Origin of the sequence: Pseudomonas sp. SWRI77 (genome assembly GCF_014269105.1) — a bacterium.
Lineage (GTDB): Bacteria > Pseudomonadota > Gammaproteobacteria > Pseudomonadales > Pseudomonadaceae > Aquipseudomonas > Aquipseudomonas capeferrum.
Genome location: NZ_JABWRV010000005.1, coordinates 229,971 through 255,653 on the forward strand (window position 1 = coordinate 229,971; position 25,683 = coordinate 255,653).

A 25,683-nucleotide genomic window follows, 5' to 3' on the forward strand; every position below is an offset into this window, starting at 1 on the left:
GCCGATCATTGCCCGTAGCGGATGCTGTTCACGTACCACGCCGCATCCCCGGTCGGGGTCTTCACCACCACTTCATCGCCCTCCTCCTTCTTGAGCAAGGCCCGGGCCATGGGGGAGTCGATCGAGATGTAGTCGTTGCGCCCATAGATTTCGTCATACCCGACAATGCGAAACCTCTTGGTCTCACCCTCGTCGTTCTCGATCTCGACCCAAGCGCCGAAAAACACCTTGCCCTCCTGCTCCGGCGAATAAGCCACCACCTTTACATCTTCAAGGCGTTTGCGCAGGTACCGCACCCGACGGTCGATCTCGCGCAACAGCTTCTTGTTGTACTGGTAGTCGGCATTCTCGCTGCGATCGCCAAGCGAAGCCGCCCAGGCGACCTTCTGGGTGATTTCGGGGCGGTACACGCGCCACAGGTGATCCAGCTCCTTCTTCAGGGCCTCATGACCTTCGGTGGTGATGATATTGGTGCTCAACAGCACTCTCCTCAACGGCGGGTAATCAGGCCTTGGCGAGCAATGCGGGTGAGATGGCCGATGACTTCGGCGGCCTCGGCAGAGGCCGGCGCCTGTATCACTGCCAGGTCGAAACGGTCGTTGCCGTACTGCGCAAGGTGGCAGCAGGTTTCGCTGAACTGGATGAGAAAGGCACGGGCCTGGCCTTTACGACGCGAAAGCCCTTCAAGGTGACGCAAAAGAGTGGGTTGATGCTGGCCACCGAGCAGGATACGCGGTGTGCGGGACGCCTGGTTGGCAGGCAAAGGGCTCAAACAGACACTGGTACGTGGGCAACTCATGGCGCTTCTCTCAGCCTCGCGATTCCCGCTGGGCAGCGGTGGGAGGCGTCACCGAACCAGCGCTTTAGCGGTATTTCGGATGACCGGAGGGCCTTTCCTGCGCCCCGCAAGTAGCTGTTTAAATCGGCGCAGGCGGTATGCTAGAGCTACAAGCGCTAAGTTACAAGCCTCAAGCTGCATTGCTCAGCGCTTGGCCACCCGCTCCAGCACGGCACGCTCGCGGTTGAACGCCAGGAAGTACTTGTTGACGCTGTTGACGAAATTGACCGGGCCCATGCCGACCTGCTCCATGGCAATACGCTCGGTTTGGAAAAACCACTGGTTGCCGTTGAGCCCACGCCGACGCGCTTCGGCACGCATCGCCTGGACCCGCTCGGGCCCCAGGTTGTAAGCCGCCAGCACGAACGCCATGCGCTCGCGCTCGTTGATCTGTGGGCTGGCAAAGAACTTGCGCCGGATCAACGCCAGGTAGCGGGCACTGGCCTGCACATTGCCGTCCACCGTGGCGGTATTGCTCACCCCTACCCGCTGGGCGGCCGAAGGGGTGATCTGCATCAGGCCGTGGGCCCCGCCTGTGCCGCGCGCAGCGGGGTTGAGTGTCGACTCCTTGAAGGCCAGCGCCGCCAGGTTGAGCCAGTCGATCTGCTGCGCCTGGCCATGCTTCTGCAGCACCGCACGCACCGCACTGAGGCGTTGGCGATCCTTGCTCGCCAAGGGGTTGTGTACCCGGTACTGGCGGCGGTAGATACGCTCGAATGCGGCGTCCTGGTTGTCCGGCGCGCGATAGCCCTGAAGGAAGCGATCGACCGTGGCCAGCAATTGCGGCGCATCGCGCCCTACATACCAGCGCATGGCTTGCGGCGAGCCCAGGTGCACACGGCTGTCCAGGCGCAGACGCGGCATCACCCTGGCCCACCGCCGGGCAATCGGGCGCTCTACCACGGTCAGGTGGTAGATGCCGGCCTGCACCATCTCCAAAACATCCTCCACCGCCAGGGTCGAATCGACCCACTCCACCTTGATCGGCGCGCGCTTGCGCAGGGCCAGCTGCTGGTTCACCTGCTGGATCACCGGGCCGGCAGCACTGGCACTGGTCAAGGCCACGGTGCGCCCGGACAACTGCTCGACATGGCTGAAGCTGCGCTCCCCCTTGCGCCCGACCAGCAACAAGGGCACTTGGTCCAGCACCGGCGCGCTGCTGCTGACACCGCGCACCACCACCGGGTCGAGCAGTTCACCGGGCGCCGCCAGGTCGCCCTCGCCGCGCTGCAACGCACCCAGCAACTGCTCCTTGGCCCGAGGGATAAGCTTCAGCTGAATCTGCTGCCCGTCACCTGCGCGGGCATTCAGGTAATGCTCGAGCGCACGCAGGCGGTAATATTCGATGCCGACCGGCTCGCCCTTGACCTCGCCAGAGCTGTTGCGGCTTTGATTGACCAGCACCCGCAACACCTTGCTCGCCCGAACCTGCTGCAGGTCACGCAGCTTGCTGGGCGGGATGTTCTGCTGCGGCCCCGGCAGGCGCGCCTGGGCAGCACCGGCCGTGGTCAGCCCAAGCATCAGCAGGAAGGTCAGCAGGTATCGCAGCATGCGAAAACGAGTCCGAGGTCGGTGGGCGGCACTCATGTGGCATGGCCGCCTGGTGATAAATGACGGCAGAAGACCACGGCAACCGCATGAAGTTCTTGGATTTTTCCGAGAAACGCGGATTTTGCTATGCTGGCCGCCCCGCGGCACGAGGTAGCACCATGCAACTGATCGATATCGGCGTCAACCTGACCAACAGCAGTTTCCACGACCAGCAGGCCGCCATTGTCGAGCGCGCCATCGAGGCTGGCGTGGCGCAGATGGTGCTGACCGGCACCAGCCTTGCGGTCAGCGAACAGGCACTGGAGCTGTGCCAGCAGCTGGATGCGGCCGCTGAACACCTGTTCGCCACGGCGGGCGTCCACCCCCACGATGCCAAGTCCTGGGACGCTGGCAGCGAGCGGCAACTGCGCCAATTGTTGAATGAGCAACGGGTGCGCGCAGTGGGTGAGTGCGGCCTGGACTTCAACCGCTACTTCTCCCCTCGCCCTCAGCAGGAAAAGGCCTTGGAGGCACAGCTGACGCTCGCGGCCGAACTGGGCTTGCCCGTGTTTCTGCACGAACGCGACGCCAGCGCGCGCTTGCTGGCCATCCTCAAGGACTACAGGGACCACTTGACCGGCGCTGTGGTGCATTGCTTCACCGGCGAGCGCGAGGCGTTGTTCGCCTACCTGGACCTGGACCTGCACATCGGCATCACCGGCTGGATTTGTGACGAACGTCGTGGGACGCACCTGCACCCGCTGGTCGGTAATATCCCTGAAGGGCGCCTGATGCTGGAGAGCGATGCGCCTTACCTGCTGCCACGCAGCCTGAGGCCCAAGCCGAAAAATGGCCGTAACGAACCGGCGTTTCTGCTGGAAGTGCTGAGGGAGGTGGCGCTGCACCGGGGCGAGTCGATGGAACACACGGCAACCCATACCACCGCGGCGGCACGGGCATTCTTTCGGCTGAGCTAAGCCTGCATCGGGCCCCGTCGATACAGGCACCTCGGTTTTTTCTTGATACATATCAAGAACGGCTCTGGCAGGCGCAGGCACAATGATGGCACCTTGCCAATATTGTTTCCGCTCAACTCAGAGAAGACCTGCCCATGGGTGCCTGGCTTAGCAATATTTCCCTGAAGTACAAATTCTGGGCCGTCAACGCGGTGGCCTTTGTCACGACCCTTTTGCTGGTGCTGTACGCCGTGCATCTGGAGCAGCGCGCCCGTGCGGACGCCACCCAGGCCCAAGCGGCGGCACAGGCCCAGCTGTTGGCGGCATGGCCCGTCGGGCAAACGCTGCCCCGCCAGGCCAATGTCATCACCTGGCTGCCAGGCCAGACCCCGACCTTTGCCGGCGAACCACTGGAGGCCCTTCGCGATGCCCAGGGCTGGGTCGAACTGCCCGCTGCCTGGCTGCTTGGCGATAACCCCCTGCGCGGCGCCCAGGTGCTGCGCAACGGCGATCAGCAACTGGCCGTGCTGGCCCAGTCGCCGAGCGTACGCCAGGTGTTCTTCGAACGTTTCACCAACTATGCCGTGTGCGTGCTGATACTGATGCTGGCCATGCTTGGCGCCTCGCAGTTGCTGATCCGCTTTCTGCTCAGCCAGCTCAACACCCTCAAGGACGTCATGCTCCATGTGGAGAAGACCGGCGACCTGTCGGCACGCGTACCCCTGGCGTGCGGCGACGAAGTCGGCCAGATGGCGGGCGCCTTCAACGCCATGCAAGGCACCTATCACCGCGTGGTCAGCACTGTGGCCCACACCGCCGCACAGCTCGACGCCGGCGCCGCACGCCTGGCGGCGAGCATGAATGACGTACGCCACGGTATGCTCGGCCAGCAGAGCGAGACCGACCAGGCCGCCACGGCCATCAACCAGATGTCGGCCACGGTGCACCATATCGCCCAGCATGCCGGCGCCACACGCGACCTGTCGCAGACCGCCGATACCCTCGCCGGCAGCGGCCAGGAGGTCGTCAGCCGCGTTCAGGACTCGATTTCCGGGCTGTCCAGCGGCGTGCAGCAGACCGCCGAGATGATCCGCCAACTGGCCGAGGACAGCCAGAAGATCAATGGCGTGGTCGGGGTGATCCACAGCATTGCCGAACAAACCAACCTGCTGGCACTCAATGCCGCCATCGAAGCAGCCCGTGCCGGTGACTTGGGCCGCGGCTTCGCAGTGGTCGCCGATGAGGTACGCAACTTGGCCAAGCGCGTGCAGACGTCCACGGACGAAATCACCACCATGGTCTCGGCGCTTCAGTCCGGCACCCGCGATGCAGTCGAGTTCATGCAGGAGAGCTCGTACAAGGCTGACGATTGCGTCCGGCAGGCCCAGGCAGCCGGTGCAGCGCTGGCCGAGATCACCGGTGCGGTCGCGCAGATGCGCGAAAGCAACACCCAGATCGCCGTGGCTGCCGAACAGCAGAGCCAGGTGGCCGAAGAAATGAACCGGGCAGTGGTGAGTATCCGCGACGTCACCGAACACACCGTGCAACAGACCGTCGGCTCGGCCACCACCAGCAACGAACTGGCGACGCTGGCCGGTGAGCTGAACAAGGTGATAGGCCAGCTCAAGCTATAGCCCCCATTTACAGTCACGATAGCCAGCCTCGATTGGCCCCCTTCCGGGGGCCGCACTAAGCTTTGGACATGACCGAGAGGACCTGCCCATGAGCAAACGCCTACCCAACCTGCCCGCCTGGCAATGGCGCGGCTACCACCATAATCACCGTCACCCGGCCAACCTGGTACTGCACCTGATCGCCGTGCCGCTGTTTATTCTCGGCGCATTGCTGGTGCTGTCCGGCCTATTCGCCCTGGACCTGGGGCAGATCGCCGTTGGCGTCATCTCCCTGATTGCCGGCCTGGGCCTGCAGCGCCACGGGCATCGCCTCGAAGCCGAATAACCGGAGCCATTCGCCAACCGCAAAGACGCCGTGCAGCGCCTGCTGACCGAGCAGTTCATCACCTTTCCACGCTTTGTGCTGAGCGGCGCCTGGTGGCGTGCCTGGCGCGAGCGGCACAAGCATCGCCGTTGACCCTGCCGCCCATTACGGCTAAGCGAAAACCGTCACCGTCTGCCGGCTCAATGCCAGCAACTCGCCCTCTGCGGACCACAGCGCGGCGGCGGCATGCCCATAACCCTCACGAGCGTGCTCGGTCTCGACGCAATAGCGGCACCAGTCCAGTGTCGACAACTGCGGTATGGGCTGGATGAATTCGATGGTCCAGGTCAGTGTGCTACCCGCCGCCGGCCGCTTCAGGTACGGCAACAGGCTGGGCGGCCAGGCATCTACCAGTGCCAGCAGATGAGCCTCGTTCAACGGCTCGTCAGCGATGTCCCGCAAGCGTACCCAGCCCCCCATCTGCCGCGAATCGTTGCCACTGAACGGCAGCCCACCAACCGCCCAACGCAGGGCTACATGGCGCATGAACTCTGGGGTCACACCTTTGATGTAGGGAAGCTCAGGGGCAGCCTGCTCCAGCGGCTTCATGGCAACCGCAGCCTTGGCCGGGACCTCGACCTCCGAGGAGCGACCCGCACCGAAATTGCCCTGCACCAGGGTGACGACCTGCCCCTCCTGCACCGCGCGGCCAAGCAAGGTACTGACCGCTTTGCCCTCACGCAGCACGTCGACCTCGAAACGGATCGGCACGTCAGCCGCAGCAGGCGCCACGAAACTGATCGCCAAAGAGCGCACAGGCCGATCATCGGCAAGCTTCAGGCGCATCGCTTCATAGACCATGGCGGCCATGAGCCCACCGAAGGCCGCGCGGCCCTGGGCCCATGACGCCGGTACCGAAACCGATTCAGGGTTGGCTCGAACGGCTTCGAGCAATTGGGTGAAGTTCATGGCAGGTGGGCTCCTGTGCCGTGGCGATCCGGGGCACGCCCTTCACGTGCCCTGCGTCGGGACATACTAACCAGCCACTCGGCTCCGTTCAGCCCGCATATCGGTCATTTGCCGGGCTATCGCTGTTTCAACGCCACCTGCAAGGCATCCAGCGTGACATCGGATTTGCCCTCGGCCTCCTGCAACTGCTGCTGCCAATCGAGCGTGCACACTGCCAGATCGGCGTCCTTGCGCGCTTGCAACAACCACTGCAGACGGTCATGCCACGTACCCAGGTCGCTCTGTGCCTTCTTCAACAGACGTTGCAGTTTTTTCCCGGCATGTTCAAGTTGCGGGTAGGCCTCATCGCCATAGCGTGCCCGCTTGATCAACAACCGTAGCCGATGCCGATCATGGGCGGGGTCCGCCAATGCCTTGCGCAGCTTGCGCCATTGCTTGCCGAGGCGTTTGTCGATGCGCTTGGCCAGCGCATCTACCAGGCCTTCGCGATCAGCCGCGCGCAGGAACAACGGAAATGCATCGACGATCGCCAGCAGACGGGCCAGCTGTGCGCAGCTCGCGACACTGGCAAAGGTACTGCCCCGCCCCGCCAGCCGTCGCTGCGCCGCCTCATTCAAGCCCCGCCCGGACAATTCGGCCGCCAGCACCTCGCGGTCACGCAGCGGCGTCGTCAACGCCCCCAGGGCCTTGGCTGCGCCTTCCAGCTGTTCGACCCCCGGCAACCCCTGCAGCGGCCGCAGAAGGCTGCGCAAACGCCGTACAGCGATGCGCAGGTCATGCAATGCCTCGCTGTCGGTATCGGCAGCGAGGCGCTCACGGCAGGCCAGCAGGCGCACCTGCAAGGCCAGTATCTGTGACACCACGTGATCGACCATGGCAGACATGGGAAGCTCCTCGGTCAGCGGCCAGCGCGCGACTCACGAATGTAGAATCGCGCCTTCTCGGCCTTCTTGGTGCAACCTTCAAACCCCTCGAACTGCTGCTGGGTCTTGGCGCCGGTCAGCAGCGACAAGGCCTTGGAGTAACTGACAGTACCGGCGAAACCCTCGGCCTTGGCCAGGTCGAGCTCCTTCCAGGCGGCATCCAGCTGGGTTGCGCAGCTGTCACGGTAGGCCGTCTTGCCCGCACAGCCAGCAAGGGCCAGCGCAATCAGTGGAAGGCAGATCCAGGCTTTCATCGGTAATTCCTCAAAGTGAAAAGAGTGGCTGTTCGACGCACCTGCAATAGAAAAGTGCCCGCCAAGGCGCTTTGCTTAGCGTAGATCAGCGCGGTGTACATTGAAGCACAGGCAGCAATGGGTGCATTGTTAAACCATGGTTGCACAGGCTGAGGGAAAATCATGAGTAAACGCGTTGCGCTGGTACTGGGATCGGGGGGTGCCCGAGGGTATGCACACATCGGTGTGATCGAAGAAATCGAACGACGCGGCTACGACATCGCCTGCGTCGCCGGCTGCTCCATGGGGGCAGTGGTGGGTGGCATCTATGCCGCCGGCAAACTCGAAGAGTATCGCAACTGGATCGAAAGCCTCGACTACCTGGACGTCCTGCGCCTGGTCGATGTCAGCTTCCGCCTTGGCGCGATCCGCGGTGACAAGGTGTTCGGCCAGATCCGCAAGATCGTCGGCGAGATCAACATCGAGCAGTTGCGCATCCCCTACACCGCAGTGGCCACCGACCTTACCAACCAACAGGAAATCTGGTTCCAGGAAGGGTGCCTGCACCAGGCCATGCGCGCGTCTGCAGCAATCCCCAGCCTGTTCACACCGGTGATGCAAGGCAACCGCATGCTGGTCGACGGTGGCATTCTCAACCCGCTGCCGATCGTGCCGGTGGTGTCCAGCCACTGCGACTTGATCATTGCGGTCAACCTCAACGCTACCAACCAGAAGCAGTACCAATTGCCGGTGATCGAACGCCCGGCGGCATTCAAGATGCGCTTCGATTCGCTGCTCAGCTCGCTGGGTTCACGCCTGCCCTTCCGGCGCAAGCCGGCGGAAGAGCTGATACGTATCGAACAGGAAATCGTCGCCGAAGGGCTGGCGCCGCCCAGCCCGTGGCTGGCAGGTACTGCAGACCCGGAAGGCCAGCAGCCTGCGGCGGCCCCCGAACGTGAAGGCGCACCCAAGTCTGCTACCGGGTCATTCATCATCGACAACGTGGGGCCTGCGTCGCTGCTGGACCTGATCAACCAGAGCTTCGAAGTGATGCAGACGTCGTTGGCGCAATACAAGATTGCAGGGTACCCGCCCGATGTACTGATCAACGTACCCAAGCGCGTGTGCCGGTTCTTCGAGTTCTACAAAGCACCGGAGCTGATCGCTCTGGGTCGGGAGATTGCGCGGGATACGCTGGATAACTATGAAGGGGTGAAGCGCTAGAGGGCCGCTCAGGCCAGAAACAAGACAGGCCGCATTACGCGGCCTGTCTTGTCATGCAACGATCACTCAGTAACGGGTGATATCAGCATTGGCTTCCAACTGCTTGCGGTAGGCAGCGAAGTCCTGCTGGCCGGCACGCGAAGCGAGGTAGCGGCGAATCTGCTGCTTCTCTTCGTCGGTGGCCGCAGCGCCTTCGTTGACCCCTTTGAGCTGCAAGACCACCAGGCTGCCGTCGCCCAGCACCACACTGGTGTAGACCGGCTTGTCCTTGGCCTGCGGCTTGCCCAGGCGGAACACTGCCTGCAGCTCGGCCGGGTCGATGCCGTCCTCACCACGGGTCACTGCCTCGTAGGTTTTCCAGCCCTGCCCCTCATGGACGCTGTCAGCGGCAATGGAGCCATCACGCAGGCCGGCAATCAGCTTGTCCGCCTTGGTCTTGAGTTCGGCTGTCGCCTTCTCCTTGGCCAGGTGTTCGCTGATGTTCTTGGCCACGGCTTCCAACGGCAGCTGTTCCGGCTTGCGGTGCTCCTTGACGCGCAGCACCACGGTGGTTTCCGGATCGAGTTCGATGGCGGTGCTGTTGGCAGCCTCCTCCAGCACTTCCTCCGAGAACGCCGCCTGAACCACCGCACGGTTGGCAGTGATGCCTTCGCCACCCTCACGGCCGAACGCGGCGGAGGTGTGCACCTTCAGGTTCAGGTCCTGGGCAGGCTGAGCCAGGTCGGAAGCCTCGTAGGCGGCATCCTGCAACTGCTTGCTGGCGTCGACGTAGCGCTGTTCGACCAGCGGGGTCTTCAAGTCACGGGTCAGCTTGTCCTTCAGGCTGGCGAAGCTTGGCACCTGCGGCGCCTCGACACCCAGCAGCTTGATCAGGTGGTAACCGAACTCGGTGCGTACCGGGGCCGATACCTGGCCATCTTTCAACTGGTACAAGGCATCTTCAAAGGCCGGGTCGTACACGCCAGGGCCGGCGAAGCCGAGGTCACCACCCGTGGTGGCCGAACCTGGGTCCTGGGAGAACTCCTTGGCCAGTGCGGCGAAGTCTTCACCCTTGGCCAGGCGCTGTTCGATCTCTTCGGCACGGGCCTTGGCCTGGGCGTCGGTGACCTTGTCGTTGACCTCGATCAGAATGTGCGCGGCATGGCGCTGTTCGGCGAGGTTGGCGATTTCTTTCTCGTACTGGGCCTTGAGCTCGTCATCACTGACCTTGACCTGGTCAAAGAACACCGACTTCTTCAGCTCGATGTAATCGATGACAACCTGGTCAGGCGACATGAATTCCTTGGCGTGCTGGTCGTAGTGCGCCTTGACCTCTGCTTCGCTGACCTTGACCGCGGCCGGGTCGGCCTTGAAGGTCAGGGAGGCGAAATCGCGGGTCTGCTTCTCCAGGCGCGCGAACGCCTCGACCTGCTTGTCAGTGACGAAGCTGCTGCCGGCAAGGCCGGTACGCAGTTGGCCGATGAGCATTTCCTCGGCAAGCATGTCGCGGAATTGCAGGCGGCCATAACCCATCTGGCGAATGACCTGGTCGAAACGATCGGCGTTGAATTTGCCGTCAACCTGGAACTCCGGAGTCTGCAGGATCACTTGATCCAGCGCGGCCTCGGAGAAGGCGAACTTGGCGTCTTCGGCGCCCTGCAACAGCAGCTTGCGAGTGATCAGGCCCTTGAGCGCCTCATCACGCAGCAGCTTGTCATCCAGCAGCGCAGGGTCGAAATCCTTGCCCAACTGTTGGATCAGCTGGCGGCGCTGCATGTCGGTCGCCTGGCTCAGCTCGTTCTGGCTGATGGTCTGGCCGTTCACCTTGGCGGCGTCCTGGCTATGGCTGGCAGCCTGGAAAATGGCCTCGAAGCCGGTCAACGCCATCAACACGACGATAAGGCCGATGATGGTCTTGGCAATCCAACCTTGTGAATTGTCCCTGATATTTTGCAGCATGCGTCCCCCAGAAACGGCTGTACCACTGCGTCGACAACCGCGGAGCGTGGGTAGAATCCTGATAAAAGAAAGGCGCATCCGAGGATGCGCCTTTTCTTAGCAAACGTGTCAGGCGGGAACGTTTGCGACCCGCCTCACGTGCTCGAACCTGGCCATGCCGGGTCCGGCTGAAAGAGACGACTTAGTTGACGGCGTCTTTCAGGCCTTTGCCAGCCTTGAAGCCTGGAACCTTGGCGGCTTCGATCTTGATAGCCTTGCCAGTTTGAGGGTTACGGCCAGTACGCTCGGCGCGATCCTTGACCGAGAAGGTACCGAAGCCAACCAGAACGACGTCGTCGCCTGCTTTCAGGGCACCCGTTACGGAGTCGATCACAGCATCCAGAGCCTTACCTGCGGTAGCTTTGGAAATGTCAGCCGATGCAGCGATAGCGTCAATCAGTTCCGACTTGTTCACTCTAAGTCCCCTTATTTCTCTAATGAGTTTGTTTCTAAGTATGTAATGAAAAGCGTATGTAACGTGCGCTGGGTGGCCTGATAACAATAGCGTGCCGCTTTATAGCAAGGCCCCGAAAAAACTGTCAAGGAAAGCCCCCCAGCTAAAAACTACTAATGCGTGCTGATTCTTTCCTTAGCATCGCTGTCGCGCTTCTCATCCTTTGCGACAATCTCCGGAGCCACATCTGGCAAGGGCTCCGGGGCGTATTGCAGCGCAATTTGCAGGACTTCGTCAATCCATTTGACCGGTTTGATCTGAAGATCCTGTTTGATATTTTCCGGAATCTCCTTCAGATCGCGAACATTCTCCTCGGGAATGATCACCGTCTTGATGCCGCCACGGTGTGCCGCCAGCAGTTTTTCCTTCAACCCACCAATGGCCAGGACCTGACCACGCAAGGTGATCTCGCCGGTCATGGCCACGTCGGCACGTACCGGAATCTGCGTCAGCGCGGACACCAGCGCGGTGCACATGCCGATACCGGCACTTGGGCCGTCCTTGGGCGTGGCGCCCTCGGGCATGTGGATATGCACATCGTGCTTCTCGTGGAAGTCAGCGGCGATGCCCAGGCTGCGGGCGCGGCTGCGCACCACGGTCTGCGCGGCAGTGATCGACTCGACCATGACATCGCCCAGGGAACCGGTCTTGATCAGCTGGCCCTTGCCGGGGATCACTACCGCCTCGATGGTCAGCAATTCGCCACCCACCTGGGTCCACGCCAGGCCGGTTACCTGACCGATCTGGTCCTGTTGCTCGGCTAGGCCGTAACGGAACTTGCGCACGCCCAGCAGGTGTTCGAGCTGCTCGCTGGACACCTTTACCTTGACCTGCTTCTGCCCGGTATGTTCCTTGACCACCTTGCGGCAGACCTTGGCAATCTGCCGCTCCAGGCCCCGCACGCCGGCTTCGCGGGTGTAGTAACGGATGATGTCGCGGATCGCCGAGACATCGATCTCGAGCTCTTCCTTCTTCAGGCCGTTGGCCTTGACCTGCTTGGGCACCAGGTACTTGACCGCGATGTTGATCTTCTCGTCTTCGGTGTAGCCCGGCAGACGGATGACTTCCATGCGGTCCAGCAACGCTGGCGGGATGTTCATCGAGTTGGAGGTGCAGAGGAACATCACGTCCGAGAGGTCGTAGTCGACTTCCAGGTAGTGGTCGTTGAAGTTGTGGTTCTGCTCGGGGTCGAGTACTTCGAGCAATGCCGAGGCCGGGTCGCCACGCATGTCGCTGCCCATCTTGTCGATCTCGTCGAGCAGGAACAGCGGGTTGCGCACGCCCACCTTGGTCATCTTCTGGATCAGACGGCCCGGCATGGAGCCGATGTAGGTGCGACGGTGGCCACGAATCTCGGCCTCGTCACGCACGCCGCCCAGGGCCATGCGCACGAACTTGCGGTTGGTGGCGGCAGCGATCGACTCGGCCAGCGAGGTCTTACCGACGCCAGGCGGGCCGACCAGGCACAGCACCGGGCCGCGGATCTTCTTCACGCGCTTTTGCACGGCAAGGTATTCGAGGATGCGTTCCTTGACCTCTTCCAGGCCATAGTGGTCGGCATCAAGGATTTCCTCGGCCTTGGCCAGGTCCAGGCGTACCTTGCTCTGGGCCTTCCACGGCACCTGGACGAGCCAGTCGAGGTAGGAGCGAACCACCGTCGCTTCAGCCGACATCGGCGACATCTGCTTGAGCTTGTTCAGCTCGGCCTGGGCCTTGGTCAGGGCATCCTTGGGCAGGCCAGCGGCTTCGATGCGCTTTTTCAGCTCTTCGACTTCGTTATGGCCTTCGTCGCCATCACCGAGCTCTTTCTGAATGGCCTTCATCTGCTCATTCAGGTAGTACTCGCGCTGGCTGCGCTCCATTTGCTTTTTGACCCGACCACGGATGCGCTTCTCGACCTGCAACAGGTCGATCTCGGCATCCAGCAGCGCCAGCACGTGCTCGACGCGGGCCGTCAGGTCGACGATCTCGAGGATTTCCTGCTTCTGCTCGATCTTCAGCGCCATGTGCGCGGCCATGGTATCGACCAGGCGCCCAGGCTCTTCAATGCTGTTCAGCGACGACAGTACTTCGGCGGGCACTTTCTTGCCCAACTGCACGTACTGCTCGAATTGCGACAGCAGCGTGCGCACGAAGACTTCCGACTCGCGCTCGGCGGCATCGACTTCATCGATCAGGGAAACTTCGGCACGGATGTGCCCTTCTACTTCGGTGAAGCGCTCGACCGCACCGCGCTGCTCGCCCTCGACCAGCACCTTGACGGTGCCATCGGGCAGTTTCAGCAATTGCAACACGGTGGCAACGGTACCGACACGGTACAGGGCGTCTTCGCCTGGGTCGTCATCGGCCGGGTTCTTCTGGGCCAGCAGCAGAATCTGCTTCTCGCCCGTCATCGCTGCCTCAAGGGCTTCGATGGATTTTTCGCGCCCCACGAACAGCGGGATGACCATGTGCGGGTAAACAACGACATCGCGCAATGGCAAAAGAGGCAAGTCGAGGGTGGTCTTCATGATTTCGCCTCTACAGCGGCCTTTATGGCCGGAAACCGGTGGAAATGATGCTTGGACCTAATGTGGGGGCACGCCTGGGAAATTACAAGCGCTTGCGCAGGAAAAGCAGAAAGGGGCCCGTAGGCCCCTTTCATTCTTGCTTGCAACCACCACCTGGTTATCGCCTGGATCAGGCGTCAGGTGCGGCCTTGGCTTGCGGCTCGCTGTTCTCGTAGATCATCAGCGGCTGCGAAGTACCCTCGATGACGCTCTCATCGATCACCACCTTGCTGACATCCTTCTGCGAAGGGATCTCGTACATGGTGTCGAGCAGCACACCTTCGAGGATCGAACGCAGGCCACGGGCACCGGTTTTGCGCTCCAAGGCCTTGCGAGCAACGGCCTTGAGTGCATCGCTGCGGAACTCGAGGTCGACGCTTTCCATCTCGAACAGCTTGGCATACTGCTTGGTCAGCGCGTTCTTCGGCTCGGTGAGGATCTGCATCAAAGCAGCCTCATCCAGCTCATCGAGCGTCGCCAGTACAGGCAGACGGCCGACGAACTCGGGGATCAGGCCAAACTTGACCAGGTCGTCCGGCTCGACTTCACGCAGGGACTCGCCAACTTTCTTGCCTTCTTCCTTACTACGTACTTCTGCGCTGAAACCAATGCCACCCTTGGTGGAGCGGTTCTGGATGACCTTTTCCAGGCCCGAGAACGCGCCACCGCAAATGAACAGGATATTGCGGGTATCAACCTGCAGGAATTCCTGTTGCGGGTGCTTGCGCCCACCTTGCGGCGGAACCGAAGCAACGGTGCCTTCGATCAGTTTCAACAGCGCCTGCTGCACGCCTTCGCCCGATACGTCACGGGTGATGGACGGGTTGTCCGACTTGCGCGAAATCTTGTCGATTTCGTCGATGTAGACAATGCCCATCTGGGCCTTTTCCACGTCGTAGTCGCACTTCTGCAGCAGTTTCTGAATGATGTTCTCGACGTCCTCACCCACATAACCGGCTTCGGTCAGGGTGGTGGCGTCAGCAATGGTGAACGGTACGTTCAGCAGACGTGCAAGGGTTTCGGCGAGCAGGGTCTTGCCCGAGCCGGTAGGCCCGATGAGCAGGATGTTGCTCTTGCCGAGTTCGACTTCGTCGCCCTTCTTGTCACGCTGGTTAAGGCGCTTGTAGTGGTTGTACACCGCTACGGCCAGCACCTTCTTCGCGCGCTCCTGACCAATCACATACTGGTCCAGGATGCCGCTGATTTCTTTCGGCGAAGGCAATTTGTGCGCGCTGCTCTCGGCCTGGGCTTCCTGCACCTCCTCACGGATGATGTCATTGCACAGGTCGACGCACTCGTCGCAGATAAATACCGAGGGCCCGGCAATCAATTTGCGCACTTCGTGCTGGCTTTTGCCGCAGAAGGAGCAATAGAGCAATTTGCCGCTGTCCTCGCCGTTACGGGTGTCAGTCATTCGATCGATCCAATCCGGTAGGCTTGCAACACAAGATGAAGGCAATTGCGGGCTTTTTCAAGTCCGCAGGTAGGCGCTTTCGGCGCCCACCTGCTCTGGCCCCTGGGATCAGGAGGCCAGTTGCCGCTTGTCGTATACCGAGTCGATCAGGCCGTACTCGGCCGCGCGCGTGGCGCTCATGAAGTTGTCACGCTCGGTGTCGCGCTTGATGGTCTCCAGATCCTGGCCAGTGTGGTAGGCCAGCAACTCGTTCAGACGCGCCTTGATATTGAGGATTTCCTGGGCGTGGATCTCGATATCGGTAGCCTGGCCCTGGAAGCCGCCCAGCGGCTGGTGAATCATCACACGCGAGTTAGGCAGGCAGTGACGCTTGCCTTTGGCACCGGCAGTCAGCAGGAAGGCGCCCATGCTGCAGGCTTGGCCGATGCAGATGGTCGAGACGTCCGGCTTGATGAACTGCATGGTGTCGTAGATCGACATGCCGGCGGTGACAGAGCCACCCGGCGAGTTGATGTACAGATGGATATCCTTGTCCGGGTTTTCCGCTTCGAGGAACAACATCTGCGCCACGACGAGGTTGGCCATGTAGTCTTCTACCGGGCCCACCAGGAAAATCACTCGCTCCTTCAACAAACGCGAGTAGATGTCGTAAGCGCGTTCGCCACGGGCGGACTGCTCGATAACCATCGGGACCAGGCCGCCTGCGGCCTGGATGTCAGAGCTCTGCTGAATATAAGAATTGCGGGACATGTCCTGCGCTCACTCCCAAATAGTCATGGCTTGAATACGCACAAGCCAGCGCGAAGGCTGGCTTGTGGGGGTTTCCTACGAGAGTAGCGTATTACTCGGCTTCGGCAGGTGCCTCAGCGGGTTTTACGGCTTCTTCGTACGAGACCGATTTGTCGGTCACAGTCGCTTTCTGCAGAACAGTATCTACAACTTGCTCTTCCAGCACAACCGAACGGACTTCGTTCAGTTGCTGGTCGTTCTTGTAGTACCAGGAGATGACCTGCTCTGGCTCTTGGTAAGCCGAGGCCATTTCTTCGATCATCTCGCGAACCTTGCCTTCGTCCGGCTTCAGTTCGAACTGCTTGACCACTTCAGCGACGATCAGGCCCAGGACCACACGGCGCTTGGCTTGTTCGGTGAACAGCTCGGCCGGCAGTTGCTCAGGCTTGATGTTGCCGCCGAACTGTTGAACAGCCTGCACGCGCAGACGGTTGACTTCGTTCTCCAGCAGGGCTTTTGGCACTTCGATCGGGTTGGCGGCCAGCAGACCGTCCATGACCTGGTTCTTGACCTTGGCCTTGATCGCCTGACGCAGCTCACGCTCCATGTTCTTGCGAACTTCGGTGCGGAAGCCTTCCAGGGTCGATTCCTTGATGCCGAACTGGGCGAAGAATTCTTCGTTCAGCTCAGGCAGCGCAGGTGCCGAAACGCTGTTGACGGTGATGGTGAACTCGGCGGCCTTGCCGGCCAGGTCCAGGTTCTGATAGTCCTCTGGGAAGGTCACGTTGACAACGCGCTCTTCGCCAGCCTTGGCGCCTACCAGGCCATCTTCGAAGCCCGGGATCATGCGGCCGGAGCCCAGCACCAGCTGAGTGCCCTTGGCCGAACCGCCAGCGAACACTTCACCGTCTACCTTGCCGACGAAGTCGATGTTGACTTGGTCGTCGTTCTGCGCAGCGCGTTCAACGGTTTCGAAGCGGGTGTTCTGCTTGCGCAGCACTTCCAGCATGTTGTCCAGGTCGGCGTCAGCCACTTCGGCGCTCAGGCGCTCGACGTTGATCGACTCGAGGCCGGCAACGGTGAACTCAGGGAACACTTCGAAGATAGCGACGAATTCCAGGTCCTTGCCTTTTTCGAAGGACTTCGGCTCGACAGCCGGAGCGCCAGCCGGGTTCAGCTTCTGCTCGACCACAGCTTCGTAGAAGGAGGACTGGACCAGATCACCGAACACTTCCTGACGGGCGTCAGCTTCGAAACGCTGACGGATCACGCTCATCGGTACTTTGCCAGGACGGAAGCCTGCAACCTTGGCGCGACGGGCAGTCTGCTGCAGACGCTTGTTGACTTCGGTCTCGACGCGATCGGCCGGGACGGCGATGGTCATGCGGCGCTCGAGAGCGGAAGTGTTTTCAACAGAAACTTGCATGGATATTCCTCGTTGCACAGACGTTAGCCGGCGTTAGCCCGACTCCAGAATCAAGGGCAAGCATTCTAGTGAGTCGCGCAGCAGAAGTCACCCCACTCGGGACGACGGGAAACCACGCCGGTCGATTAACTTGCAGGGCACGTACGGCGTACCGTCGAGCCCGATTCACTTGGGGCTGCGCGCCACCTCGGGCGACCCACAGCCGAAATACCTTGTCAAACAACTGCAGCCAACGAATCGCCTTCTTTATTGAGGGTCGATTTCGTTGAACTGGCAGTACTCTTCCCAGGCCATGCCCAGCGCCTCAGCGACCTCGCGGTGCGTCTCCAGGCGCATGGCCTGCAGCTGCTCCGGGCTTTCGGCGATCAATTGCAGCGCCAGCTCCCAAGGTTCTATACCTTGTTCCTCGGCCGCATCTTCGAAGGCCCATTCGATCTGCTGGGCTTGCTCATGCGCATCCAGCTCGCGGATTTCTTCGAGCAGTTGCGGGTTGGCGTCGGCGAAGCGCTGCAGCGCCACGGCCTGACGGGCTTCTTTTGTAATCATGGGGTCTTTCCTCTGCCGACCGCAGGGCCGGTGCTTCAACCGGCTGAAATCTATCAGCTTTTATTGGGGCGCCACCAGAGGATTACAAGGGGGATCAGGTGGATTGCCAAACACTTTTCCGCCGCGCACAAAAAAAGCCGCAATCAGCGGCTTTTCTCGACACCCCACCACGCCCGCGTGGTGCAGACAAAACAAAGGCGCCTGATTTTACAATCAAGGCGCCTTCGAAAAATATGGGGTGGACGATGGGAATCGAACCCACGACAACTGGAATCACAATCCAGCGCTCTACCAACTGAGCTACGCCCACCATATTGCGGTCTTGCGGTATGCTGCAAATGCAGGGTGTTACAGAAGCATGGTGCGGACGAAGAGACTCGAACTCTTACAGCTTGCGCCGCTGGAACCTAAATCCAGTGTGTCTACCAATTTCACCACGTCCGCGTAACGCTTAAAACAAAGGCGCCGGATCGTACAATCAAGGCGCCCCTGTAAAATATGGGGTGGACGATGGGAATCGAACCCACGACAACTGGAATCACAATCCAGCGCTCTACCAACTGAGCTACGCCCACCATATTGCGGTACAACTACTTGCTTGCCTAAGCTGCCTGATGGCGCACCCGGCAGGACTCGAACCTGCGACCATCCGCTTAGAAGGCGGATGCTCTATCCAGCTGAGCTACGGGCGCATAAGCGATCAGCCTAACCGAACGATGACTCAACAGCGAACTGCCAAACCACTCATTCTGCCCGACTTTGCCAACCAGTGCTAGGCAGTGCCCGACAAGTGCGGCGAATGTTATAGCCGAGCCGCTAGGTCGTCAACATCTTTTTCTAAAAAATTTAAATTATTTAAGGGGTTAGGGGATTTGCCCGACCACCCGCCTTTGCCCTCGGGCCGTGTCGTGCGAGAATGTGCGCTCTTTATTGTTTCCTTCTCGATGGTTAATCACGCGTCTATGACTGCACACCTAATCGATGGCAAGGCGATCGCCGCCAGCCTGCGCCAGCAGATCGCTCAACGTGTCGTGGAGCGTCGCCAGCAAGGCCTGCGCACCCCGGGCCTGGCTGTGATCCTGGTCGGCACCGACCCCGCCTCCCAAGTCTATGTCTCGCACAAGCGCAAGGACTGTGAAGAGGTCGGCTTCATTTCCCAGGCGTTCGACCTGCCCAGCGAAACCACGCAGCAAGCCCTGACCGAGCTGATCGACCGCCTCAATGACGACCCGGCCGTCGACGGCATCCTGCTGCAACTGCCGCTGCCCGCTCACCTGGACGCCTCGCTGCTGCTCGAGCGCATCCGCCCGGACAAAGATGTCGACGGCTTCCATCCGTACAACGTCGGCCGCCTGGCCCAGCGTATTCCGCTGCTGCGTCCCTGCACGCCGAAAGGCATCATGACCCTGCTCGAAAGCACCGGTCAGGACCTGTACGGCATGAACGCGGTCATCGTCGGCGCCTCCAATATCGTCGGCCGCCCCATGGCCATGGAGCTGTTGCTGGCCGGTTGCACCGTCACGGTCTGCCACCGCTTCACCAAAGACCTGGCCGGCCACGTCGGCCGTGCCGACCTGGTGGTCGTGGCCGCCGGCAAGCCGGGGCTGGTCAAGGGTGAATGGGTCAAGGAAGGCGCCATCGTCATCGACGTGGGCATCAACCGCCAGGAAGATGGCAAGCTGGTTGGCGACGTGGTCTACGAGACTGCCTTGCCACGCGCAGGCTGGATCACCCCAGTGCCGGGTGGCGTCGGCCCGATGACCCGGGCTTGCTTGCTGGAAAACACGCTGTATGCAGCTGAAGAGCTGCATAAGTAAGAAAGCGTGATAAAAAACGGCACCGATTGCAGGTGCCGTTTTTTTTGCCTGCGGTTTATCGGCTGACTGTACCGACCTTTGCGCGGTCGTTAGCCGATCACTTGCGCGCCGCCTCCCACGACTTCAGCAGCTCGTTGTAGCTAACCGTCTCGCCCTTGGGCTTTTCGTTGGCCAGCTTAGGCTTCGGCGCGCCCGGCTGGTCGTACCAGTATTGGGCGTCCCGTTCCGGGTTGAGCTTCGGCGCACAGGTTGCCTGGGCATTGGAACGCTGCAGCCGCTCCATCATCCGGTCCTGATCACGGGCCAGGCCATCCAGCGCCTCCTGCGGGGTCTTCTCGCCGCTGGCCACTTCGGCGATATGGCTCCACCACAATTGCGCCAGCCGCGGGTAATCAGGCACGTTGGTGCCGGTGGGCGTCCATTGCACCCGTGCCGGGCTGCGGTAGAACTCCACCAGCCCGCCCAGCTTGGGCGCAAGGTCGGTCATCGCCTGGGAGTTGATGTCCGACTCGCGAATCGGCGTCAGACCGACGATGGTCTTTTTCAGCGACACCGTCTTGGATGTCACGAACTGCGCATACAGCCAGGCAGCCAGGCGCTGCTTCTCGGGAGTGGACTTGAAGAACGTCCAGGAGCCGGTGTCCTGATAGCCCAGCTTCATCCCCTCCTCCCAGTACGGCCCCTTGGGCGATGGCGCCATGCGCCACTTCGGCGTGCCATCGGCGTTGACCACCGGCAGCCCGGGCTTGGTCATGTCGGCGGTAAAGGCGGTGTACCAGAAGATCTGCTGGGCAATGTTGCCCTGCGCCGGCACCGGGCCTGCCTCGGAGAAGGTCATGCCCTGGGCTTCCTTGGGCGCGTAGGCGCGCATCCAGTCCACGTACTTCTGTGTTGCGTACACGGCCGCCGGGCCATTGGTGTCACCGCCGCGGGTAACGCTGGAACCCACCGGGTGGCAGTCCTCCACGCGGATGCCCCACTCGTCCACCGGCAGGCCATTGGGCAGGCCCTTGTCGCCACCGCCGGCCATCGAGAACCAGGCATCGGTAAAGCGCCACCCCAGCGACGGGTCCTTCTTGCCGTAGTCCATGTGGCCATAGACACGCTTGCCGTCGATTTCCTTGACGTCCTCGCTGAAGAATTGGGCGATGTCCTCGTAGGCCGACCAGTTCACCGGCACGCCCAGCTCATAGCCGTACTTCTCCTTGAACCTGGCTTTGAGCGCTGGCCGCTCGAACCAGTCGGCACGGAACCAGTAAAGGTTGGCGAACTGCTGGTCAGGCAACTGGTAGACCTTGCCATCCGGCGCGGTGGTAAACGAGATGCCGATGAAATCCTTGAGGTCGAGGGTCGGCGAAGTGTAGGCCTTGCCCTCGTTGGCCATCAGGTCGGTGATCGATTCGACCTTGCCATAGCGAAAATGCGTACCGATCAGGTCCGAATCGTTGACCCAGCCGTCATAGATGTTCTTGTCCGATTGCATCTGGGTCTGCAGCTTCTCGACCACGTCACCTTCCTGCAGCAGGTCGTGGGTCAGCTGGATGCCGGTGATCTCACTGAAGGCCTTGGCCAGCACCTTGGATTCGTACTCATGGGTGGTGATGGTTTCCGACACCACATTGATCTTCATCCCACGAAACGGTTCGGCGGCCTTGATGAACCACTTGAGTTCGGCCAACTGCTGCTCAGGTGTCAGGGTCGAAGGCTTGAACTCGCTGCCGATCCACCGCGATGCCGCTTCCTCGTACTGGTCGGCCCACGCCGCGCCCGGCACGCTGGCCAGCACCAGCAACGCGGCCAGGGTCAAATGTCGCCTTTTGTCATTGTCATGGAACATTGTGATCTCCCGATTGAGTTATTCCCGGAGCCGTCGCTCAGCCCCAACGCAGCACCACCACGAGCCAGCCCAGCGACAGCAGCGAGGCCACCCACAACGGCCAGTCGCTGACCCCGACTACCAACAAGTGCAGGTAGGCGCTGACCAGCAAGCCAACGAACAACCGGTCGCCACGGCTGGTGACGATCGGCAGAAAGCCGCGCCGCTCCACACAGGGGTGGCGCAGTTCGAGCAGGGTCATGCACACCAGCAGCACACCGACGGCAGCGAAGAACAGCGCTGTCGGCAGGGTCCAGGCCATCCATTCCATGCGTTGCCCTCCTTACACCCGGCCAAGGGCAAAGCCCTTGGCCACATGGTTGCGGACAAACCAGATCACCAGCATGCCCGGCAAGATGGTCAGCACGCCGGCAGCGGCCAGCACGCCCCAGTCGATACCGGAAGCCGAAACGGTACGCGTCATCACCGCCGCGATCGGCTTGGCATTGACTGAGGTGAGGGTGCGCGCCAGCAGCAGTTCGACCCACGAAAACATGAAGCAGAAAAACGCCGTCACGCCGATGCCGGAGCCAATCAGCGGGATGAAGATCTTCACGAAGAAACGCGGGAAGCTGTAACCGTCGATGTAAGCCGTTTCGTCGATCTCCTTCGGCACCCCCGACATGAAGCCCTCAAGGATCCACACCGCCAGCGGCACGTTGAACAAGCAATGGGCCAGCGCCACGGCAATGTGCGTGTCGAACAGGCCGATCGAGGAATACAGCTGAAAAAACGGCAACAGGAACACCGCTGGCGGCGCCATGCGGTTGGTCAGCAACCAGAAGAACAGGTGGCGGTCGCCAAGAAAGCGATAGCGTGAGAAGGCATAGGCCGCCGGCAACGCCACCGCCAGCGAAATAAGCGTGTTCAGGCACACGTAGTACAGCGAGTTGATATAGCCGCTGTACCAGCTGGCATCGGTGAAAATGACCCGGTAATTGTCGAGCGTGAATGCCTGTGGCCACAGGGTCAGGCCGCCAAGGATCTCGGTGTTGCTCTTGAACGACATGTTCAGCAGCCAGTAGATCGGCACCAGCAGGAAGAAGAAGTACAACAGCAGGGGCAATGCCTTGCGCGCGCTCATGGCCTAGTCCTTGTCGGCGTGCGTCATGGCGGTGTAGAACAGCCACGACACCAGCAGGATGATCAGGAAGTACACCAGCGAAAATGCCGCAGCCGGCCCCAGGTCGAACTGCCCTACCGCCATGCGCGTGAGGGTCTGGCTAAGGAACGTGGTGGCATTGCCGGGCCCGCCACCGGTCAGCACGAACGGCTCGGTGTAGATCATGAAGCTGTCCATGAAACGCAGCATCACTGCGATCAACAGCACGTTCTTGAGCTTCGGCAGCTGGATGTGGCGGAACACCGCCCAGGCCGACGCCCGGTCGATGCGGGCGGCCTGGTAATAGACATCGGGTATGGCCCGCAAGCCCGAATAACACAGCAGCGCCACCAGCGACGTCCAGTGCCAGACATCCATCACCAACACCGTGAGCCAGGCGTCGAACGGGTCACTGGCATAGTTGTAGTTGACCCCGAGCTTGGCCAACGCGGCGCCCATCAGGCCAATGTCGGCACGGCCGAAGATCTGCCAGATGGTGCCGACCACGTTCCACGGGATCAGCAGCGGAATGGCCATCACGATCAAGCAGATCGACGCCATGCGGCCCTTGGTCGGCATCGTCAGGGCGATGGCGATCCCCAGCGGAATCTCGATCAGCAGCACGCAGCCTGAATAGATGAACTGGCGCAGCAGGGCATCGTGCAGGGCAGGGTCACGCAGTACCTGGCGGTACCAGTCGGCCCCCACAAAATAGCGATTGGACTGATCGAAGATGTCCTGCACCGAATAGTTGACCACGGTCATCATCGGCACCACCGCGCTGAACGCCACCAGCGTGAACACCGGCAGCACCAGCCACCAGGCCTTGTTGTTGCGCACCTTGTTCATGGCCCGGCCTCCAGCAGTACATCATCGACGTAGAGCATCAGCCATTGGCTGGGCAGGCTCACCCAGGCCTGGCCCACCGGCAGCGGGCGGTCCTCGCCCAGGCGCGCCTTGAGCGTGGCACCGCCGAGCGTGAAGGTGACGATGCGGTAGGTGCCCAGGTCTTCGACATCCAGCACCTGCACCGCAAAGGCGTGGTCGAGCGGGGTGTCCCAGAGCTGCACGAACTCCGGCCGTATCCCTACTTGCAGGCGCCCACCTCCCGTTGCCGCCAAGCGTTCGCGCAAGCCATCGGGCAATGCCAGGTGCAGGCCGCCGAAGCTCACCCCATCGGCTTCGGCGCGCACGTCGATGAAGTTCATGCCCGGGCTGCCAATGAAATAGCCGACAAAGGTATGACGTGGCCGCTCGAACAACTCGCGCGGGGTTGCGAACTGGACGATGCGCCCAGCGTGCATCACCGCGATCTTGTCGGCGAAGGTCGAGGCCTCCAGCTGATCGTGGGTGACGTAGATCATGGTGATGTTGAACTGCTCATGGATCTGCTTGAGCTTGCGCCGCAGCTTCCACTTCAGGTGCGGGTCGATCACCGTCAAAGGTTCGTCGAAGAGGATCGCCGAGACGTCTTCGCGTACCAGGCCACGGCCCATCGAGACTTTCTGCTTCTCGTCGGCGCTGAGGTTGCGCGCCTTCTTTTTCAGCACGGCGGACAGGTCGAGCACCTCGGCGATCTCCTCCACCCGTGCTCGCACCCTGCCCTCGTCCACCCCCTGGTTGCGTAACGGGAACGCCAGGTTGTCGAAGACCGTCATGGTGTCGTACACCACTGGAAACTGGAACACCTGGGCAATGTTGCGCGCCTGCGGCGACAGCGCGTTGACCGGCTTGCCGTCGAACAGCACTTCGCCGTGAGAAGGCGTAAGCAGCCCCGAGATGATGTTGAGCAAGGTCGACTTGCCGCAACCCGAAGGCCCGAGCAAGGCATAGGCACCCCCTTGCTCCCACACGTGCTCCAGCGCGTGCAAGGCGTAGTCTGCCTCCGAGGCCGGCTGGCGGCTGTAGCTGTGCGCCAGCTGGCGCAGACGGATCTCGGCCATCAACGACGCCTTGCCTGGCGCAGGCCCGGGGCCTGTACCAAGGCCCCGGCATTGTCGAAGACAAACAGCTTGTGCGTGGGGATGAACACCCTGATCGGCGTGTCCACCTGGTACTCGTGCACGCCCGGCAAGTGCAGGGTCATCCGCCAGTGCTCATTGCGCACATGGAGGAAGGTTTCCGAGCCACTGATCTCGGCCAGCTCCACCAGTACCGCCAGCTCCAGGTCATCGTCATGGGTCGGCACCAGGGTGATGTGGCTGGGGCGCACACCAAAGCGGTAGTCACCTTCGCCTAGGCGTTGCAGGTCGGCGTTGCGGGCAAAGTGCACCGCCTGCGCCAGGCTCACCTCATTGCCCGCGATGCGCCCGGGTATCAGGTTGATGGGGGGTTCGGAAAACAGCTCGGCGGCCAGCACGCTGCTGGGCTGCTGATAGACCGCCGTGGTTGGGCCGCTCTGCACAATGCGCCCCTGGTGCAAGAGCGTTGTGGTACCGCCCAGCGCCAGCGCTTCATTGGGCTCGGTGGTGGCATAGACGGCAATGCAGTTGCGCTGGGCGAACAACGCCCGCAGCTCTTGGCGCAGGCCTTCGCGCAGCTTGTAATCGAGGTTGACCAACGGCTCGTCGAACAGGATCAACGAAGCATCCTTGACCAGCGCCCGGGCCATCGCCGTGCGTTGCTGCTGGCCACCGGACAACTCCAGCGGCAAGCGCTGCAGGTAAGCCTCGATGCGCAGCATTTCGGCGGTTTCCTGTACCCGTCGGCGCACCTCTGCCTCGGCCAGGCGTGCCTGGCGCAGGGGTGAAGCGATGTTCTCGTACACGCTCAGGGTCGGGTAATTGATGAACTGCTGATACACCATCGACACGTTGCGCTGGCGCACCGGCACCCCGGTGACATCGCTGCCGGCCATCAGCACGCGGCCCCGGTCCGGTCGGTCAAGCCCCGCCATCAGGCGCATCAGGCTGGTCTTGCCGGCCAAGGTGCGGCCCAGCAGCACGTTGAACGACCCCGGCTCGAAACGCAGGGACGCATCGACGATGCACGCCTGGTTGTCGACACTGCGGCTGACCTGCTCCAGCACCAGGGACATGGCGTGGCCTTTTCTTGATTGTTGTGCGCAGGGCACAGCCAGTTTCGTGCCAGCCCTGCCTGATCGCTCTGGCCCGCGCCTTAACCTGCCAGGGCCTGCCATTGCCCGTTCACACCTGAACACCTGCCCTGAACAGCTGAACAGG

At 61.6% G+C, this 25,683-nt stretch carries 23 protein-coding genes, 4 tRNA genes and 1 pseudogene; 5 read left to right on the plus strand and 23 right to left on the minus strand.

Going from position 1 to position 25,683, the window contains the following annotated elements; all coding sequences use genetic code 11:
• Window positions 1-5 precede the first annotated feature (5 nt).
• From greB to HU766_RS07825, 3 genes are all read right to left on the minus strand, one after another.
• Window positions 6-479 (minus strand): transcription elongation factor GreB, encoded by a 474-nt coding sequence (greB, locus tag HU766_RS07815; protein ID WP_186655135.1) that lies wholly within the window; start codon window positions 477-479, stop codon window positions 6-8.
• Between the two features lie 11 nt (window positions 480-490).
• Entirely contained in the window at window positions 491-799 is a 309-nt protein-coding gene (locus tag HU766_RS07820; RefSeq protein WP_095063653.1) for a hypothetical protein, read from the minus strand.
• A 183-nt stretch (window positions 800-982) separates the two neighbouring features.
• The gene (locus HU766_RS07825) at window positions 983-2,389 is read right to left on the minus strand and encodes a transglycosylase SLT domain-containing protein (protein WP_186655142.1); all 1,407 of its coding nucleotides are present in this window, start codon (window positions 2,387-2,389) and stop codon (window positions 983-985) included.
• Between the two features lie 158 nt (window positions 2,390-2,547).
• On the opposite strand from HU766_RS07825, the gene HU766_RS07830 reads away from it, so the two are divergent.
• The 3 genes and pseudogenes from HU766_RS07830 to HU766_RS07840 all read left to right on the plus strand — a co-directional run bounded on the left by HU766_RS07830 (window position 2,548) and on the right by HU766_RS07840 (window position 5,415).
• Entirely contained in the window at window positions 2,548-3,345 is a 798-nt protein-coding gene (locus HU766_RS07830) for a TatD family hydrolase (protein WP_186655147.1), read from the plus strand.
• A 134-nt stretch (window positions 3,346-3,479) separates the two neighbouring features.
• Window positions 3,480-4,958, plus strand: a complete 1,479-nt coding sequence (locus HU766_RS07835) for a methyl-accepting chemotaxis protein (RefSeq protein WP_186655150.1) — start codon at window positions 3,480-3,482, stop codon at window positions 4,956-4,958.
• A gap of 88 nt (window positions 4,959-5,046) precedes the next feature.
• Window positions 5,047-5,415, plus strand: a pseudogene (locus HU766_RS07840) (Mpo1-like protein).
• Between the two features lie 18 nt (window positions 5,416-5,433).
• Here the strand turns inward: HU766_RS07840 and HU766_RS07845 are convergent.
• The 3 genes from HU766_RS07845 to HU766_RS07855 all read right to left on the minus strand — a co-directional run bounded on the left by HU766_RS07845 (window position 5,434) and on the right by HU766_RS07855 (window position 7,408).
• Window positions 5,434-6,231 carry a thioesterase family protein gene (locus tag HU766_RS07845; RefSeq protein WP_186655154.1) on the minus strand — a complete coding sequence of 266 codons (798 nt, stop codon included), beginning with the start codon at window positions 6,229-6,231 and terminating at the stop codon, window positions 5,434-5,436.
• A 116-nt stretch (window positions 6,232-6,347) separates the two neighbouring features.
• The gene (locus HU766_RS07850) at window positions 6,348-7,115 is read right to left on the minus strand and encodes a CHAD domain-containing protein (protein WP_095063659.1); all 768 of its coding nucleotides are present in this window, start codon (window positions 7,113-7,115) and stop codon (window positions 6,348-6,350) included.
• A 14-nt stretch (window positions 7,116-7,129) separates the two neighbouring features.
• Entirely contained in the window at window positions 7,130-7,408 is a 279-nt protein-coding gene (locus tag HU766_RS07855) for a hypothetical protein (protein WP_027593946.1), read from the minus strand.
• 162 nt (window positions 7,409-7,570) lie between these two features.
• Between HU766_RS07855 and HU766_RS07860 the strand changes: the two genes are divergently transcribed.
• Window positions 7,571-8,611 carry a patatin-like phospholipase family protein gene (locus HU766_RS07860; protein ID WP_033699102.1) on the plus strand — a complete coding sequence of 347 codons (1,041 nt, stop codon included), beginning with the start codon at window positions 7,571-7,573 and terminating at the stop codon, window positions 8,609-8,611.
• A gap of 66 nt (window positions 8,612-8,677) precedes the next feature.
• On the opposite strand, the gene HU766_RS07865 is transcribed toward HU766_RS07860, so the two are convergent.
• The 11 genes from HU766_RS07865 to HU766_RS07915 form a co-directional block, all read right to left on the minus strand.
• Window positions 8,678-10,549 carry a SurA N-terminal domain-containing protein gene (locus tag HU766_RS07865; RefSeq protein ID WP_186655158.1) on the minus strand — a complete coding sequence of 624 codons (1,872 nt, stop codon included), beginning with the start codon at window positions 10,547-10,549 and terminating at the stop codon, window positions 8,678-8,680.
• Window positions 10,550-10,730: 181 nt separating this feature from the next.
• Window positions 10,731-11,003, minus strand: coding sequence for an HU family DNA-binding protein (locus tag HU766_RS07870; RefSeq protein WP_016485887.1), 273 nt, complete (start codon window positions 11,001-11,003; stop codon window positions 10,731-10,733).
• 152 nt (window positions 11,004-11,155) lie between these two features.
• Window positions 11,156-13,552, minus strand: a complete 2,397-nt coding sequence (gene lon / locus HU766_RS07875) for an endopeptidase La (RefSeq protein ID WP_186655161.1) — start codon at window positions 13,550-13,552, stop codon at window positions 11,156-11,158.
• A 169-nt stretch (window positions 13,553-13,721) separates the two neighbouring features.
• Window positions 13,722-15,005 (minus strand): ATP-dependent Clp protease ATP-binding subunit ClpX, encoded by a 1,284-nt coding sequence (gene clpX / locus HU766_RS07880; RefSeq protein ID WP_033699106.1) that lies wholly within the window; start codon window positions 15,003-15,005, stop codon window positions 13,722-13,724.
• Window positions 15,006-15,113: 108 nt separating this feature from the next.
• On the minus strand, window positions 15,114-15,755 hold the full coding sequence (gene clpP / locus HU766_RS07885; protein ID WP_186655164.1) for an ATP-dependent Clp endopeptidase proteolytic subunit ClpP: 642 nt from the start codon (window positions 15,753-15,755) through the stop codon (window positions 15,114-15,116).
• Window positions 15,756-15,846: 91 nt separating this feature from the next.
• Window positions 15,847-17,160, minus strand: coding sequence for a trigger factor (tig, locus tag HU766_RS07890; RefSeq protein ID WP_033699108.1), 1,314 nt, complete (start codon window positions 17,158-17,160; stop codon window positions 15,847-15,849).
• A 246-nt stretch (window positions 17,161-17,406) separates the two neighbouring features.
• The gene (locus tag HU766_RS07895; RefSeq protein WP_186655167.1) at window positions 17,407-17,706 is read right to left on the minus strand and encodes a DUF6388 family protein; all 300 of its coding nucleotides are present in this window, start codon (window positions 17,704-17,706) and stop codon (window positions 17,407-17,409) included.
• A 234-nt stretch (window positions 17,707-17,940) separates the two neighbouring features.
• Window positions 17,941-18,016, minus strand: a tRNA-His gene (locus HU766_RS07900).
• Between the two features lie 49 nt (window positions 18,017-18,065).
• Window positions 18,066-18,150, minus strand: a tRNA-Leu gene (locus HU766_RS07905).
• A 55-nt stretch (window positions 18,151-18,205) separates the two neighbouring features.
• A tRNA-His gene (locus HU766_RS07910) sits at window positions 18,206-18,281 on the minus strand.
• Between the two features lie 40 nt (window positions 18,282-18,321).
• Window positions 18,322-18,398, minus strand: a tRNA-Arg gene (locus tag HU766_RS07915).
• Between the two features lie 270 nt (window positions 18,399-18,668).
• On the opposite strand from HU766_RS07915, the gene folD reads away from it, so the two are divergent.
• Complete coding sequence (gene folD / locus HU766_RS07920; protein WP_095063661.1) at window positions 18,669-19,523, plus strand: bifunctional methylenetetrahydrofolate dehydrogenase/methenyltetrahydrofolate cyclohydrolase FolD; 855 nt, start codon at window positions 18,669-18,671, stop codon at window positions 19,521-19,523.
• Between the two features lie 97 nt (window positions 19,524-19,620).
• Here folD and HU766_RS07925 read toward each other — a convergent pair whose 3' ends face one another.
• Genes HU766_RS07925 through HU766_RS07950 form a run of 6 tightly spaced genes read right to left on the minus strand, consistent with a single transcriptional unit; the run spans window position 19,621 to window position 25,538 of the window.
• Window positions 19,621-21,360, minus strand: coding sequence for an ABC transporter substrate-binding protein (locus tag HU766_RS07925; RefSeq protein ID WP_095063662.1), 1,740 nt, complete (start codon window positions 21,358-21,360; stop codon window positions 19,621-19,623).
• Window positions 21,361-21,397: 37 nt separating this feature from the next.
• Window positions 21,398-21,670, minus strand: a complete 273-nt coding sequence (locus HU766_RS07930) for a DUF2160 domain-containing protein (RefSeq protein WP_047581170.1) — start codon at window positions 21,668-21,670, stop codon at window positions 21,398-21,400.
• A gap of 12 nt (window positions 21,671-21,682) precedes the next feature.
• Entirely contained in the window at window positions 21,683-22,483 is an 801-nt protein-coding gene (locus HU766_RS07935) for a carbohydrate ABC transporter permease (protein WP_033699115.1), read from the minus strand.
• Window positions 22,484-22,486: 3 nt separating this feature from the next.
• A complete protein-coding gene (locus tag HU766_RS07940) occupies window positions 22,487-23,350 on the minus strand; it encodes a sugar ABC transporter permease (protein ID WP_033699117.1) in 864 nt (287 codons plus the stop codon).
• Window positions 23,347-24,444 (minus strand): ABC transporter ATP-binding protein, encoded by a 1,098-nt coding sequence (locus tag HU766_RS07945; RefSeq protein ID WP_186655170.1) that lies wholly within the window; start codon window positions 24,442-24,444, stop codon window positions 23,347-23,349. The genes HU766_RS07940 and HU766_RS07945 overlap by 4 nt, the downstream gene beginning before the upstream one ends.
• Window positions 24,444-25,538: an ABC transporter ATP-binding protein gene (locus tag HU766_RS07950; protein WP_186655173.1), complete on the minus strand. Its 1,095-nt coding sequence runs from the start codon at window positions 25,536-25,538 to the stop codon at window positions 24,444-24,446. The genes HU766_RS07945 and HU766_RS07950 overlap by 1 nt, the downstream gene beginning before the upstream one ends.
• Window positions 25,539-25,683 lie beyond the last annotated feature (145 nt).

Coding starts and splice junctions, on each gene's coding strand:
- HU766_RS07820 (WP_095063653.1), bottom strand. CDS start 799: ATGAGTTGCCCACGTACCAGTGTCTGTTTGAGCCCTTTGCCTGCCAAC.
- HU766_RS07825 (WP_186655142.1), bottom strand. CDS start 2,389: ATGCTGCGATACCTGCTGACCTTCCTGCTGATGCTTGGGCTGACCACG.
- HU766_RS07830 (WP_186655147.1), top strand. CDS start 2,548: ATGCAACTGATCGATATCGGCGTCAACCTGACCAACAGCAGTTTCCAC.
- HU766_RS07835 (WP_186655150.1), top strand. CDS start 3,480: ATGGGTGCCTGGCTTAGCAATATTTCCCTGAAGTACAAATTCTGGGCC.
- HU766_RS07845 (WP_186655154.1), bottom strand. CDS start 6,231: ATGAACTTCACCCAATTGCTCGAAGCCGTTCGAGCCAACCCTGAATCG.
- HU766_RS07850 (WP_095063659.1), bottom strand. CDS start 7,115: ATGTCTGCCATGGTCGATCACGTGGTGTCACAGATACTGGCCTTGCAG.
- HU766_RS07855 (WP_027593946.1), bottom strand. CDS start 7,408: ATGAAAGCCTGGATCTGCCTTCCACTGATTGCGCTGGCCCTTGCTGGC.
- HU766_RS07860 (WP_033699102.1), top strand. CDS start 7,571: ATGAGTAAACGCGTTGCGCTGGTACTGGGATCGGGGGGTGCCCGAGGG.
- HU766_RS07865 (WP_186655158.1), bottom strand. CDS start 10,549: ATGCTGCAAAATATCAGGGACAATTCACAAGGTTGGATTGCCAAGACC.
- lon (WP_186655161.1), bottom strand. CDS start 13,552: ATGAAGACCACCCTCGACTTGCCTCTTTTGCCATTGCGCGATGTCGTT.
- clpX (WP_033699106.1), bottom strand. CDS start 15,005: ATGACTGACACCCGTAACGGCGAGGACAGCGGCAAATTGCTCTATTGC.
- clpP (WP_186655164.1), bottom strand. CDS start 15,755: ATGTCCCGCAATTCTTATATTCAGCAGAGCTCTGACATCCAGGCCGCA.
- tig (WP_033699108.1), bottom strand. CDS start 17,160: ATGCAAGTTTCTGTTGAAAACACTTCCGCTCTCGAGCGCCGCATGACC.
- HU766_RS07895 (WP_186655167.1), bottom strand. CDS start 17,706: ATGATTACAAAAGAAGCCCGTCAGGCCGTGGCGCTGCAGCGCTTCGCC.
- folD (WP_095063661.1), top strand. CDS start 18,669: ATGACTGCACACCTAATCGATGGCAAGGCGATCGCCGCCAGCCTGCGC.
- HU766_RS07925 (WP_095063662.1), bottom strand. CDS start 21,360: ATGTTCCATGACAATGACAAAAGGCGACATTTGACCCTGGCCGCGTTG.
- HU766_RS07930 (WP_047581170.1), bottom strand. CDS start 21,670: ATGGAATGGATGGCCTGGACCCTGCCGACAGCGCTGTTCTTCGCTGCC.
- HU766_RS07935 (WP_033699115.1), bottom strand. CDS start 22,483: ATGAGCGCGCGCAAGGCATTGCCCCTGCTGTTGTACTTCTTCTTCCTG.
- HU766_RS07940 (WP_033699117.1), bottom strand. CDS start 23,350: ATGAACAAGGTGCGCAACAACAAGGCCTGGTGGCTGGTGCTGCCGGTG.
- HU766_RS07945 (WP_186655170.1), bottom strand. CDS start 24,444: ATGGCCGAGATCCGTCTGCGCCAGCTGGCGCACAGCTACAGCCGCCAG.
- HU766_RS07950 (WP_186655173.1), bottom strand. CDS start 25,538: ATGTCCCTGGTGCTGGAGCAGGTCAGCCGCAGTGTCGACAACCAGGCG.